At 50.6% G+C, this 14800-nt stretch carries 11 protein-coding genes; all 11 read left to right on the forward strand.

Features of this window, described 5'->3' with window-relative positions:
• Positions 1-49: 49 nt before the first annotated feature.
• Positions 50-1003 (forward strand): universal stress protein, encoded by a 954-nt coding sequence (locus ACZ50P_RS16855; RefSeq protein WP_464132505.1) that lies wholly within the window; start codon positions 50-52, stop codon positions 1001-1003.
• On the forward strand, positions 1000-1752 hold the full coding sequence (locus tag ACZ50P_RS16860) for an SDR family oxidoreductase (RefSeq protein ID WP_464132507.1): 753 nt from the start codon (positions 1000-1002) through the stop codon (positions 1750-1752). The genes ACZ50P_RS16855 and ACZ50P_RS16860 overlap by 4 nt, the downstream gene beginning before the upstream one ends.
• Before the next feature lie 37 nt (positions 1753-1789).
• Positions 1790-4369, forward strand: a complete 2580-nt coding sequence (locus tag ACZ50P_RS16865) for an alpha/beta family hydrolase (RefSeq protein ID WP_464132509.1) — start codon at positions 1790-1792, stop codon at positions 4367-4369.
• Positions 4366-5079 carry an ABC transporter ATP-binding protein gene (locus ACZ50P_RS16870; RefSeq protein WP_464132511.1) on the forward strand — a complete coding sequence of 238 codons (714 nt, stop codon included), beginning with the start codon at positions 4366-4368 and terminating at the stop codon, positions 5077-5079. The genes ACZ50P_RS16865 and ACZ50P_RS16870 overlap by 4 nt, the downstream gene beginning before the upstream one ends.
• Positions 5080-5084: 5 nt before the next feature.
• Positions 5085-7433 carry an ABC transporter permease gene (locus ACZ50P_RS16875; RefSeq protein WP_464132512.1) on the forward strand — a complete coding sequence of 783 codons (2349 nt, stop codon included), beginning with the start codon at positions 5085-5087 and terminating at the stop codon, positions 7431-7433.
• Between the two features lie 3 nt (positions 7434-7436).
• Complete coding sequence (locus ACZ50P_RS16880) at positions 7437-8324, forward strand: efflux RND transporter periplasmic adaptor subunit (protein ID WP_464132514.1); 888 nt, start codon at positions 7437-7439, stop codon at positions 8322-8324.
• An 81-nt stretch (positions 8325-8405) separates the two neighbouring features.
• A complete protein-coding gene (locus ACZ50P_RS16885; protein ID WP_464132515.1) occupies positions 8406-9329 on the forward strand; it encodes a universal stress protein in 924 nt (307 codons plus the stop codon).
• Positions 9330-9439: 110 nt separating this feature from the next.
• On the forward strand, positions 9440-11116 hold the full coding sequence (locus ACZ50P_RS16890; protein ID WP_464132517.1) for a c-type cytochrome: 1677 nt from the start codon (positions 9440-9442) through the stop codon (positions 11114-11116).
• Positions 11117-11291: 175 nt separating this feature from the next.
• Positions 11292-11630 carry a DUF2388 domain-containing protein gene (locus ACZ50P_RS16895; protein ID WP_464118999.1) on the forward strand — a complete coding sequence of 113 codons (339 nt, stop codon included), beginning with the start codon at positions 11292-11294 and terminating at the stop codon, positions 11628-11630.
• Positions 11631-11885: 255 nt separating this feature from the next.
• A complete protein-coding gene (locus ACZ50P_RS16900) occupies positions 11886-13820 on the forward strand; it encodes a DUF7844 domain-containing protein (protein WP_464132519.1) in 1935 nt (644 codons plus the stop codon).
• 87 nt (positions 13821-13907) lie between these two features.
• The gene (locus tag ACZ50P_RS16905) at positions 13908-14720 is read left to right on the forward strand and encodes a hypothetical protein (protein ID WP_464132521.1); all 813 of its coding nucleotides are present in this window, start codon (positions 13908-13910) and stop codon (positions 14718-14720) included.
• Positions 14721-14800: the final 80 nt, after the last annotated feature.

The raw sequence follows: 14800 nt of genomic DNA on the forward strand, positions 1-14800 counted from the left end.
AGAATACCTGAGGACGATAACAGTTATTCACCCTGCTCAGGAGGAGCTTGTGGCTGGTCCCAATCTTATATTAGCTGACGATCTTGCCGCACAGACCTCCACTGGAAGAAAACGCTCCCGTCTTCTTCAGGATAATGCCATCCAACTTGCGCAAAAACTTAAGCTCAACCTAGAGATCGTCTTTGTCGCCGATCTGAAACCTTCCTGGTTCAAAAATGAGAATCTAAATTTCATCATGAGCGAGTTTGACGGCATTCGCTCTCAAGTCCTGAAGCGAATGAAAAAGAGCCAGGTCACTGCCAAGCTCGATCTAAAGTATGGCATTCCCGCTGAGGAAATTCTGGCCGCCACCAAGAGTGCGGCCGACTGTCGAATGCTGATTATGGGGACACAGGGGAAAAAGGGCCTTAAAAAGCTTCTACTGGGCAGTGTTGCCGAAGAGGTGATTCGCAACGCCTCGCTGCCGGTTTTCGTCCTGGGTCCTGTGGCCCAGGAAAAAAATCGTATCATCAACTTTAGGAAGGAACTGAATGTCCTGTTTCTGACAGATTTCAGCTCTTCTAGCATTAGCGCTGAAAAATTTCTGATGAATTTTTCCAAGGAAGTTCCGACCTCGGTGCAAATGGTGCACAGTATTGGCGAACAGGTCCTGAAGATAAAAGAAAGTTTCTACCAAACCGGCGCCATCCCCTTTGATCTGGAAAAGATGTTCAGCCAGATGAGTGATGATGCCTATCGTGATCTCCAACGAACAGTGCAGCGCTGGGAAAAGAACGGACTGAAGATCAACTTCAAACTACTGACTCGTGAAGCGCATCTGGAGGACTCCTTGCGGGGTCTGCTGGATGAGGCCGATCTGGTCGTCATGGGAACTCACGGCCGCAACATGGTGCTTAGGGCTTTTTTAGGGAGCATCGCTCGCAGAATCATCCTAAAGTCTCCGGCCCCCGTGATTGTCATCAGGGCCAACAACACCACCCCTCGATCAGGAGCAAAAAAATGAAAAACGGAGCCGCCTTTATCACCGGTGCTGGGTCTGGAATCGGTCGCGCCACAGCTATCGCCTATGCTCAAGCCGGCATTCCGGTGGCAGTCGTGGACTACAATGAAGAGCACGCCGCTGAAACCGTGGACATTATCAAACGAACGCTGGATGTCCCTGCGGCTCACTTCACCTGTGACGTCAGTATTGATTTGGAAGTGAATACCGCCTTCTTCGCGGCCGTAGAAAGATTTGGATCAATTCAGTACGCCTTTAATAACGCCGGAGTCGAAGGCGAAGAAAGCGCCTTTGAAGACATCACCGACGAAAACTGGGAAGGCGTTTTAAACACCAACTTGCGTGGAGTATGGCTATGTATGAAGTATCAGCTTTTTCATATGGCCAAGGCCGGAGGTGGCAGCATCGTGAACTGTGCCTCTATTGCCGGTCTGGTCGGATTTGAAAAGATGGCCCCTTATGTTGCCAGCAAACATGCCGTTCTGGGTCTTACCAAAGTGGCAGCTCTTGAATATGCGAAAAAGAATATTCGGGTCAATGCGATCTGCCCTGGTGCCATCGCAACACCGATGTTGGATCGGGTCTTTAAACACAACCCTGAACAGGCCGAACAACTTACCTCATCTACTCCGCTGGGTCGCATTGGACGACCCGAGGAAATCGCACAGGCCGTATTGTGGTTGAGTTCAGAAAAAGCGTCTTTCGTCACAGGCCACGCCATGGTTGCTGACGGCGGTTGGACTATTCAATAACCGATACTTTTTACGCCCAAATGATTCGGAGGGTGCGATGGAAAGATTTAAGGACCGAGAGAACGCAGCCCAGGTACTTGGCAGACTGTTATTGCCTTATCAGGATGAAGACCCCCTGATTCTGGCCATTCCCCGCGGAGGCGTTCCGATTGCGGCGGGAATTTCAAAAATTCTACACTGCCCGTTTGATCTTCTGATGGTTAAAAAGATCGGTGCTCCCCGACAACCTGAACTGGCGGTCGGGGCTGTTAGCGAAGATGGAAAACCCATCTATAACGATGGACTGGTGAAGACACTGGGTCTTAGCTCCACCTATCTGCGCCAGACGGCCCAGCAGAAGACCAAAGAAATTCAAGAACAGCTGCAAAAGTTCAAAGTCCATCGTCGCACACTGGATGTCAAAGATCGCACCGTCATTCTGGTTGATGATGGCATAGCCACGGGATCCACTCTGTTTGCGGCTATTGAATTTCTCAAAGGAAGAAGGCCGCGAAAACTGATCGTCGCGGCTCCTGTGGGGGCTGCCGATTCCATTGAGAAACTTCGTCGTGTGACGGATGTTGTCGTTTGCCCTCTTGTGCCGGATGACTTCAGAGCAGTGGGCCTTTGGTACGACAGATTCGATCAGGTTCCCGACGAAGAGGTCGTCCGACTGCTCGGAGAGGCCCGCCTGGAAAGCAAAAACTATGAAGAAGCCCTGACCATCACCGATGGCCCTGTCGAACTTCAAGGGGACTTGCAAAGAATTGCGCATGGCCAAGGTCTAATCATATTCGCCCATGGAAGTGGAAGCAGTCGCAAAAGCCCACGTAACCGCAAAGTGGCTGCAGAACTGAACAAGCTCGGGTTCAGCACTCTTCTTTTTGACCTCTTAACCCCTGAAGAAGCCGAAGATCGCAGCAATGTATTTAACATTCCCTTGCTGTCCCGGCGTTTGCTTCGCGCCACAGAGGCCGCAGTTCAGGCCTTCGCAGGAGAAATGATGCCTATTGGATACTTTGGCGCCAGCACCGGCGCTGCCGCCGCTTTGGCAGCCGCAGCTCAGTCAGCACATTCTATCACTGCCGTTGTCAGCAGAGGTGGACGCCCTGATCTGGCCGACGAATATCTTTCACGTGTGCCTTGCCCCACCCTTCTGATCGTCGGTGGAAAAGACACCAAGGTGCTCGAATACAACGGGCTGGCGGAAAGAAAGATTAAAAATGCCCGAATGGCCATCATCCCCCGCGCAACCCACCTGTTTGAAGAGCCCGGTGCCATGGAAGAAGTTGTGGAACTGGCTGCAAACTGGTTTAGCAAACATCTCTCCAGTCCCATGGAAGAACACCCGATGGAGCAGATTGTACATGACCTTAAAGACAAAGGACATGCTATCACAACCTATGAAAGCCTGGATGACCTTATTAAAATCATGTCCACACGACGGGTGGTGATGCTGGGAGAAGCCACTCACGGCACGCATGAATTTTACAATATTCGACGGCAGATTTCAGAGCGTTTGATTCAAAATCACGGCTTCAAGTTTATCGCTGTTGAAGGCGATTGGCCGGATTGCCAAAAGCTCAACGATTATATCCAAACCGGTGCCGGAGGCTCTGCTCGTGAAGTCATGAAGCAGTTCCATCGCTGGCCTACCTGGCTTTGGGCCAATGACGAAACGGCCTCATTGATCGAATGGATGAGAAACTATAAAGCCGGCTTCTATGGCCTGGATGTCTATTCCCTGTTTGAATCCATCGAACATGTTATTAAATTTGCCTCCGAGCAGGATCCCAAACTTGCGCAAGAAATCCGCAAGCAGTATTCCTGCTTTGAGCCCTTCGAAAGAAACGAAAAATCCTATGCAAGCTTTCTGGTCAAATTTCCCGAGGGCTGTCGTCATGAGGTCCTGGCCGGATTACGCAATCTTCTGCGAATCCATTTAAGCGATCTGCCGGCGAATGGGAAATCCCTGTTCAATGCCCAACAAAATGCCCGCATTGTCGCTCACGCGGAAAACTATTATCGTTCGATGTTATTCGGGGGACCGCAATCCTGGAATGTCCGGGATCACCATATGATGGACACCCTGGATCTTCTGCTTCAGCGTGAAGGGCCTGACAGCAAGTGCATTGTCTGGGCCCACAACAGCCATATTGGGGACTATCACGCCACCGATATGCTGCATGAGGGATATGTCAATCTGGGAGGCCTGGCTCGTGAAAAATACGGCATGGACCAAGTATTCCTTCTGGGGTTTGGCACCTACGAAGGAAAAGTTCTGGCAAGCCCCGCTTGGGAAGGACCCGAATCGTCCATCGCTCTCCCTGCAGCTCAAGAGGCCTCCTTTGAAGACTTCTGCCATAAGGCAGCCAAAGAGATTCACGCCGGGCGTTTCTATGTTGTTTTTGATGATGAGGCCCGCAAGGGAACACTGGGAACCCGGTCTTACGGCCACAGGGCGGTGGGAGTTGTTTATCAAGCCCAGTTCGAAAAAAGGGGCACCAACTATGTAAAAACAATTCCGGCACAAAGATATGACGGTTTCTATTTTGTAGATCAAACCACGGCGCTTCAGCCTATTCCCACAACCAAAAGCAAGCTGGACCTTCCTGAGACTTGGCCGGGAGGTGTATGAGTTCTGCGCAAGCTTTACTTCGCTGCACAGATCTCAAAAAAGAATATCAAATGGGTGAAGTCACCATTCAAGCCTTGCGCGGGGTCAACCTTGAACTCTCCGCAGGGCAGTTTGTTGTTCTTTTGGGTCCTTCAGGCAGCGGCAAGTCCACTCTGCTCAACATCCTGGGAGGCCTGGACACGGCCTCCTCCGGGGACATCTATTACCAGGACACATCCTTCAGGGGACTGAGCCCGGAGCAACTGACACTCTATCGCAGAAATCATGTCGGTTTTGTTTTCCAGTTTTACAATCTGATTCCCAATCTATCCGCAATAGAAAATGTCGATCTCGTCACTGACATCTCGGAAGATCCGATGCCCGCTGCGGAGGCTTTAGGGCTGGTGGGTCTCAGCGAACGCAAAGACTTTTTCCCCTCGCAGATGTCAGGCGGCGAACAACAGCGTGTCGCCATCGCCCGGGCTATTGCCAAACGTCCTTCCATACTTTTTTGTGATGAGCCCACCGGGGCTTTGGATCTGCAAACAGGAAAACTCGTGTTAAAAGCGATCGATCAGGTTCACAAAGAACTGAATACCCTGATTGTCATTATCACCCACAACTCCTCGATTGCCGGAATTGCCGACAGAGTCCTGCACTTCTCAGATGGAAGAATCTCCAAGGAAGACTGGAATTCGCAAAAGATCTCCATCGACGAGGTGAGCTGGTGAAGGCCTTGAGCAAAAAACTTTTACGGGATATTCAGACCCTGCGATTGCAAATTATCGCTATGTCTCTTCTGATCTCTTGCGGAGTCGGTGTTCTTCTGGCTTCGTGGAGTTCTTATGATTCTTTACGAAAAGCCCAGCAAAGCTACTATCAGAAATACAATTTTGCAGATATCTTCGTGGATCTTTCCCGTGCGCCACAGCACCTTGTGGTACGGGCTCAGCAAATACCCGGCGTACGCATCGCCGAAGGGCGTATCGCTGAAGATGCACTGATCGACCTTCCCAATCAGGATGAACCCGCTTTGGGACGGGTTCTGTCGTACTTAGGCACTTCGCGACTGAATAAGATTTATCTGCGCCAGGGCCGCTTCCCTGAAAAAGCAGCCACGCTGGAAGTGCTGGTGCATGAAAGCTTCGCCAAAGCACATGATCTTCTTCCTGGAGACTCCTTTGACATCGTCGTAAAAGGACAGAAAAGAAAGGTCCACGTGTCAGGTATAGGAATTTCTCCGGACTATGTTTATGCTTTGAGTCCCATTGCCATGTTTCCTGATGATCAGCACTACGGAATATTTTGGATGGCAGAAGAAGACCTGGCCCAAATCAGTAACATGCAGGGTTCTTTTAACAGCCTGACCCTGCAACTGACCAATTCCCACTCTGATCAAAGCGTCAAGTCACAGCTGGATACGCTGCTGGAGCAGTTTGGCAGTCTGGGAGCCTATGATCGCAGTCAGCAGATCAGTCATCTTTTCGTGGAGGACGAAATACGACAGCAACGCTCCATGTCCTTTACAATACCCACAATTTTCATCGCGGTGGCCATCTTTATTCTTCACACCGTCATAAACAGACTGATTGATCTGCAACGAAGTCAGATTGCCGCACTGAAGTCTTTGGGATATTCATCAAAAGAGCTGGCCTTCTATTACTGGAAGCTGATTTCGCTTATTCTGCTCTTTGGTCTTGGACCGGGCGTGATCTTCGCCATCGGGATCGGCCGCTGGTATGCCGTTCTTTATGAACAGTACTTCCGCTTTCCTCAGATCAGTTTTGCTATTTCTGCTCAGGCTTTCGGTATCGGGGTGGTCGCTATATTTTTGCCAGGGTGGCTGGCCACCCTGCAAGTGCTCTATCGCATTTTTCATCTTCAACCAGCAGAGGCCATGCGTCCTCCGGCACCCGCAAACTACAAAAAGAAAGCCTTTGAAAGCTGGGGCTTCTTCAGACAATCAGGCTTTATCGCCAAGATCATCATCCGCAACATTGTCTCCCGCCCCTGGCGATCCGTCTTGTCGGTTCTGGGATTGGCGGCTGCGACTTCGATCGTCGTCAATGGTGGATTCTGGACTGACATCATAGATTTCATTATCCAGCGACAGTTTTTTGAAAGCAGCCGCGAAGATCTTGAGGTTCGCTTTGTACATCCACGGCGCATCGACGTTCTTTCGGAAATATCACGCATCGAGGGGGTGTATCTGATCGAGGGGGCCCGTACGGTTCCGGTTCGCTTGCGCTTTCGTCAGATAGAAAGAAATACCGCTATCACAGCTTCGGAAAGTATTTCGACACTGCGAAGAGTTCTGGATAAGAATGGCAGAACCCTTATACCCAGAGAAGGCCAAGTGCTGCTAAGTCAGTACTATAGCAAAAAATACGATCTCAAGGTGGGGGACGAGCTGATCTTTGAAGTTTCGGACAAAACCAGGCCGCCCTTTACCGCGCCGATCGGCGGCTTCGTCGAAGACGTGGTCGGCTCTGGCATCTATGCCACAAAAGAGGATCTGACTCGCTGGCTTCAGGAAGTGCCCAGCATCAATACGGTCTATCTAAAAACAGACCCCAGTCAAAACAGCCGAATTTACATCCGTCTCAAGCAGTTTCCCGAAGTGCTTTCGGTCGGGATCAAAGACAGCGTACTAAAAAGTTTTTCGGCCACCCTTTCTGGCATGATCTTTACCTTCACATTAATTCTGATCGCTTTTGCCACTTTGATTTCCGCATCGGTCCTGTTCAATATGATGCGCATCAATCTGTCGGAAAGATCGTGGGAACTTGCCAGTCTGCGAATCATCGGCTTTTCGGTGTCGCCGGTTTTCCAGATCCTTTTTCTGGAGATCGGGCTGCAGGTCATCACGGCCTTGGCCCCAGGATTGGTGTTTGGCTATGGCCTGTCGTATCTCAGCACAAAATGGATTCATACTGATGCCTTTGTTTTTCCACTGGTAGTTAACAATAAGACATATGCTCTGGCTACGGTGGTCATCATTTCGTGTTATATTGTTGCAGGTATCTTTTTATACACCAAGATTCGAGCGTTGAATCTTACAGCGGCGCTAAAGGCCAGGGAGTAATCCATGACGTCGCCGAAAGTTTCCTTGTCGAAGGTCGTTTACTCCATCATCGCATTGGTGGCGCTGATTGCAGTATGGCTGCTGGTCAGAACTCCACGGGCCGAGGTGGATATAATCACCGTTACCAAAGGGCCCTTTATCGAAAGCCTACGCATTGACGGCACCGTCCGGTCCAAAACGAACATGACCGTGTCTGCCTTTGCGACCGGAGATCTAGAGCAAGTCCCCTGGAAGGTCGGTGAAGCTCTTAAGAAGGGTCAAATCATCACCCACCTGAATTGGGACTATCGCAAGCCCGTAACATCACCACTGACAGGGGTTATCAGCAAAATCTATCGCGAATCCGCTGGTCCCATAGCACGTGGTGAGCCGATTCTGGACGTCATAGATCCTCAAAATCTTGAAATCTTTGCCGAAGCTTTAACGACCGATGCCACCAAAGTTCCTCTGGGGGCAAAAGTGCAAGTGTCAGGACTGGGCACCGGCGAAACACTTCAGGCCACTGTCGTGCGCATCAGTCAGGCCGGTTTTGTGAAAATGTCCGCTTTAGGCATCGAGGAAGAGCGCACTGAAATTGTCATGGCTTTTCAAAAAAATCCTCCCCCCAAAATCGGCAACAACTTTCACGTCGAACTTGAGATTGAGATTTCAAATAACGAAGAGGCCCTGCAGATCCCGCTGGGAGCTCTGTTCAAGGACGGCCAGCGCTGGGCTGTCTATCTAGTCCAAGACGGCCGAGCAAGACTTCGTCACGTGACGGTTTTGAAACGAAGTGCCACTTCTGCCTTGCTTTCTTCAGGCCTTGAGCCCGGCGAACAGGTTGTGCTCTTTCCCAGCGACAAAGTTGCCGACGGAGTCAAAGTTCGAACGCGCAAAGGGACTGCGCCCTGACAGGGCTGATTTTGCGCAACTTCTGTCACGAGTCGTTGAGAATGTCCAGGACGCTCTGGAGAATTTAAATAAGGAGCTCCCATGCCCTCTTCCATTCTGGCCACCGATAACATCCTAGCCCAAACCAAAGCGGGACAACAGCGCTCTCAGGAGATCCGGCTGCTCACTTCTCAGCTTGCCAAGGTTTTTAAAATGACACCTCAGTTGTTATTCGTGGAGGACCTGCCGGCAAATCTGCGGAAAAGAAGTTCGCTGCTTCGCCTTGATCTTCGCAATCCCGCCCTGATCGAAGATCTTAAGAACTCACTCAAGGCGCTTCATCCTTCGTGGCAGCTGCATTTGGAATCCGGTGATTCCATTGGACAAATTCTCAAGGGAATCAAGGAACTTGATCCTCTGTTCACCGTCATTGCCACCCGTGGAAAAACAGGTATCGCCAAATTCTTCCTGGGCAGCGTGACTGAAGAAGTTGTCCGAAACTCCCCTTCACCAGTCCTGGTTTTGGGACCCAAATTCAAAAGGGCTCCCATCCCCGCGGACCCCAAAAAGGGCTTAAAAATTCTGGTGCTTTCAGATCTGACTCAGGCCAGTGCCCGAGCGGAAAACTTTGCAATCACCCTTGCTAAAAAAACTGGTGGCCAGGTGACCCTCATGAGCTCGGTGGGGGACACCATCTTGCACCTAAAACGTGTCTATTACCAAAGCCGAATTCCCCCGCGCTCGATGAATTCACAGATTCGGGAAATTAAGAAGTTTGCCCAGCTTTCGATGCAAAAGCGAGCCAATGCCTTCTTCAAACAGGGAATTCCAGTAAAGACCAAGCTTAGAACCCGCGAGGTGGAAATCGAAAAAGACATGCTGGAGGAAATCAGCTACGGCTATGATCTTCTGCTGATGGGCACACACAGTCGCAACCGTTTGCTCGCCACTTTTCTGGGAAGCACGGCAAGAAAGGCCTGCTTGCTTTCCCCTATCCCGGTCCTGATTCTTCGCTCCGGCGGCTGACACGGGAAATATTTTCAGACCCACGATTGGGGTCGGGACCTATGCGCGCTGACCGTTCATTGCAGAGATAATTATTGTCAGTGACCTGCCCGGCACGATAAGTCCTTTGCATGCTTAAATTCTTCCTCTTTATCACATCCGTTGTATTTGGCTTTTCTGCACTGGCTCTGGAACCGGACTGGTCCGCGGGAGCTCCCGTTCCCTCCACCGGACGCGCAAATATTTATGCTTGGTCAGCCGAAGAATTTGCCCACTATCAAACACAAGGAAAGATTCACGCACAAGTGTATCCTGTCACAGTGACCGGTCTGCTGCCACCCTACGCACCGGTCCGCCGATTGCTTGAAGAAGACTCTCGCAACCCGTTCAGAAATTGGATTCAGAGTCTGATGAAAGGTCTCAGCGGCTTTAGAACTTTCAACGATGTATTGAAAGATCTGGGCCTGCATGAATACCCAAAAGAATCCGAGCGTGGCGTTTACGCCGTACCTTATCCCAACGGCGTTCGTCCCCAAGAGTTAATGGGTTTTGGGTTGATTGAAAGAAACGGAGCCCGGGGATTCACCTTCAGCTGCGCTGCCTGCCATTCATCCAATCTATTCGGCAAAACCGTCCTGGGAATGACAAACCGATTCCCGAAGGCCAATGAGTTCTTCATCAAAGCCAAGAAAGTCGTGCCCTTGATGGACCCGCATCTATTCCAGGCCTACTCTGGGGCCACCACCGCGGAACGACAGCTTTTAGAGCAAGCAAAAGACCGCCTCAAAGCCGTGGCCCTGAAGCAACCTATTGCCCTGGGTCTGGACACATCATTGGCTCAAGTCAGCCTGTCCCTGAACCGTCGCGCTAAAGACCCCTATGCCAGCTTTAGCGGATGGCATGAACGCTTCCCACGCGAAGACGCTTTTCTTGACGATAAACCAGCGGACTCCAAGCCCGCTGTATGGTGGAATCTGAAATATAAAAACCGCTGGCTGTCAGACGGAAGTGTCCTGAGTGGAAATCCCATTTTTACGAATTTGATCTGGAACGAGATCGGACGTGGTGCGGACTTGCACGAGTTTGAGCAGTGGCTGACTGAAAACGAAGAAGTCATCAAAGAGCTGACGACCGCCGTGTTTTCCTCGGAAGCCCCGCATATCACAGATTTCTACCCGGCAGAGAAAATTGATCTGGGCCGCGCCAAAGCCGGCGAGCAGATCTTCAATAACAACTGCGCCAAGTGCCACGGCCGTTACGAAAAAGCCTGGAACCTTCCTTATGCTCTGGTCCTTTCCTCGGCAGAACGTCTGAAAACAGTGGCTGTTCACTACAAGGAAAAAACACCTGTGGTGAATGTCGGGACCGATCCACATCGTCGCCTGGGCATGAAATCGCTGGAGCAGCTCAACGATCTGGCAATATCCAAAAAGAACGGCATCGTGATCAAGGCGCAAGACGGTTATGTGCCTCCTCCTCTTGTGGGTATCTGGGCCCGTTGGCCTTATATGCACAACAACTCGATCCCGAATCTTTGTGTCCTCTTAACACCGGCCACGCAAAGACCGGTGACTTACTATTCCGGTGAAGCACTGAACACAGAAACAGATTATGACTTTGACTGCGCAGGTTATCCGGTCGGAGCAAAAACTCCGAAGTCCTGGAAGACCCGCGAGCATCTCTATGACACCCGCCGTGTCGGCATGAGCAACGCCGGTCACGACATCAATATCTTTATCAAAGACGGAAAAGAAATCCTGACGGCCGAGGATAAACGCAATTTAATCCAGTTCCTGCAGACTCTGTAATTTTCGATCCGGGGCCGCTTCTGGGCGGTCCCTGAATACTGTCTTAACACCTTTTTCTTTGCTTTCTTGGTCCTCTCTGACTTAACCCCCTGAAATCTCATGTCGAAACACCTTGGCACCTTTGCTGCATTAGGGGTCCTCAGCAAATAAAGCCTAAAACCTAAAAGGAGTTTCCATGAAAAAGTCCCTGATTATCGCGTTGTTGTTGTCTGCCACAGTTGCTCAGGCCACAGAGATCTCTCAAGTTTATTCTGCTTCAGTCACTTCCACTGTCGACTCCATCCTTGCAATCCCGTTGATGACAACAGGTGGTGTGGTGGCGACGTCCGCTTCGATCTCTGGTGAGACCTTGAAGCTTGTCCTGGAAGCAAAAGAAGATGCAGCAACAATGATCGCCTCTGACGGTGCTATCCGCGGTGTGTCTTTGCAAAAAGCTCTTGAAGCCATTCGCGCTGAAAATCCAAAGCTACAGGCTTCTGATCTTGAGATCGCTGAAGGCATCTTGAAAATGTAATTTCTAATTTTGATTTGTTACCTCCTCTCTTCTCAAGAAAGGGCTGCCCGTCTGGGGTGGCCCTTTTTTTCACTTTGCAGTGTCTCAGAATGAGCCAGTTTTGCTGATGACAACCAAGGCCATATGTTACGAGATTTAGACACTTTTATGCCATCAACACGAAATTAGGGGGCCTAGAACCTGGTCTGATTGTCGCAATGAAAAGCTCTGTTGAATCTTTAGAAAAACCAGAGTCATTTTGCCAACGAGAGGCTTATGAAGAAAACAGGTTTTATAATCGCCGCCTTACTGACCATGTCTTGTCACGCTCAAGCATTTCAGTACGTGCTGAGCAAAGGTCCCTCGGACAAAGCGTTCCGCAAGAACGCCCAGATTCTTCTGCAACAGGCAGAAGCCCTGCTGCCTGCTTCAATCAAGCAAGCCTTCAAAAAGCCCGTCGAAGTCCGCTTTGAGAGTCTTAAGGAACACGGCGATCATGCCTTGGGTAAATTAGCCTGGGGATCGATCCGGATTGATCTGAAGGCCGTGCCCGAAATCCTGCGCGGGGAAAAGAACGCCACCCCGACGAATCGCACCCACCAGACTTTCTATCGAGAGATTCTTGCCACCGTTATTCACGAAACCATTCACGCCTATGACCGCCTGAATGTCCACGACACCCAAGAAGCCCGCATGATCGAGCAGTGCAAAGAGGAAAAGGAGCGTGATCACGCTCAGCGCACCAGTCCGGAATGTCGTGCTTACGAAAACATGTACCGCAGCTATTCGCAAAACCCCTACTTCACCATGATCGCAGGATTCGTCGACAGCGATGAGTCCTGGATGAAACATCGCAGTCCGGATATCTATGAGCTGACCAGTGCCTATGAATCTTTTCCCGTGAATATGGAATACTTCCTGATGGACCCCGACTATGCCTGTCGTCGCCCATCCCTGTATCATCTGTTCCGCACAAAGTTCAATCACACACCTTTCCCGAACAGCCGATGCCAGGTGCCCTTGAACTACGTCATCCCGGATTTCAAAGGGAAAAACAGTCCACTGCGCACCATTGATCCCAGCCGCATTTATCAAATTCACTATCTGCTGGCCGGAGAGGGCGAAGCCATGATGAGTGGTTGGGGTCACTCCATGTTCCGCATCGTGATGTGTGCCCCGGAAAGAAAAGTCGTGGGCCCGGAGTGCCTGAAAGATCTCAACGATCATATCGTTCTTTCTTATCGCGCGTTCGTAAACAGCATCCAGATTAACACGCTCAAAGGACTGACGGGCGACTATCCATCCCGGTTATTCCTGGTGCCCATGAATCAGGTGATCGAGGAATACACAAAAACAGAGTTGCGGGATCTTAACAGCGTTCCGCTCAATCTGACTCGTGATGAAATTCGTCAGTTTATTATTCGCACGATTGAAACCCACTGGTCGTATGACGGAAAGTACTACTTCACGTCGAATAACTGCGCTGTGGAATCCTTGAACCTGATGAAAGGTTCCATCTTCCGTCCTGGTCTGATGGAGGTCAGCATCAAGACCCCGATGGGTCTGCAAAAAGAATTGCTGAGACTGAAAATCGCCGACAACCGCATGCTCTCCAACCGCGTTCAGGCCATCAACAATGGCTATCTGTTTGATTCCTACAAGGATCGCTATGAAATGAGCTTTAATGTTCTACGTCAGTCTTTGAGGCTGGGGCACAAGGACTTCCAGGAGTTCCTGAAGCTACCTGCGGCTCAGCGCGCGCAGATTTATGCTCGCATCAGTTCATTGGAAGGCAAGACCCGCACAAAATCCGCTGCCGCGATCGTTCTGCTTGAAAACGGTGCTCATCGCTTCTTAAAGGCGGATATCAAGGCGCAACTGACTGCACAGGTGATGGCGGAAGAAAAGAAGGCCGCCAAAAAAGGGATTACCACAAGACAGAAAGAAATCGTGACCGCGCTGACTGAAATCAGTGACATGTTCTCGCAACCAGCGGCCTTTCTGAAAGGGGCCTCTGGATATGGACTTCCCACCGAGCAGGACTGGGAGCAGATCCAGAGCGTTTCCTCCAGCAAGCAGTCTCAGGGTTCAGATATCTACAGTGAAGTGGAAAAGAATGTGGAAAGCCTGATCAACTCGGTTCAAATGAAAGAGATCGAAGCCATCAATGCCAACGTGCAGTTTGCACTGAAGTTCATGCGCTCTCTTTAAGATGTTCACGGATTGAACACCCTGGAAAATTTTATTTTGAATTCAATGAGAACCCATTTAGCCAACGAGATGTGATAAAACCTCCAAATGGAATACGCCAAAACGCTTCTGAAATTATGTGTTCTCTTCTCGGCCCTGACTGCAAGAGCCGAGACACACTCGTTCAGCAACCCTTCAGAAGGTTATGCCCGCGGTGTAATGGTGGCGGTGGACACCCGTGACCACAAAGCCTGCCAAACCACCAAAGAATACGTCAGTCTGCTGGTGCCGTTTCTAAAAGAAGATATTTGCGCGCCCGATGGTGAGAATCACCTCAGCGTTGTCGTCATGACTTTCGACACGACGGAGTGGGACTTCCAGGCCGAGGTTGACCTTTCCCGCAAAGCACCCCGCTCCGTCCGTGACACCAATGTCGGCTTCGTCCGCGGTGGACGGGCCGGTCTTTTGTTCCTTCTTCCGGCAGCAAGGGAAAGTGATCATTACACTCGTGTGGCTCTGAAGCGCGGGCAATTGAGTGTTGCGCATGTTCGTTTGGCCGATTTGTCCATGCTCAGAGATATGGGCTTTTCAAACATGTCTGTTCCCTTCCTGCTGATGCGCAGAGATGCCAGCATTGATGAAAATGACCGTGAAGCGACCGAACGTATGGTTCGCCGTGTTCGGATCTCGCGAGCCCATTCGGCTTCCGCTCAAAAGGACGAGTCCGATGCTTTGTCGTCCCTGAATATTCTGGATAACCTGAACATGGTGCCTTCTTCGGATAGTCAGAACCGCTTCGAAATGGACCTTTTCATTCCAAAGGATGAATGCACCGCCGGCAAGTCCACAGGGCGCTGTGAAAGAGACAGCGTCTGGTGGTTGCCTTCCGGAATCGGTTTTAGTTTTAAAATTATCTTCTAAAGAGCGTAATTTTCAGGCCATCGAATATCTCAGATCGAATATAGAGTAGAATGTGACCCCTGGCGGCAATTTCCCATTGA

The sequence above is a fragment of the Bdellovibrio sp. CKG001 genome (assembly GCF_055397465.1).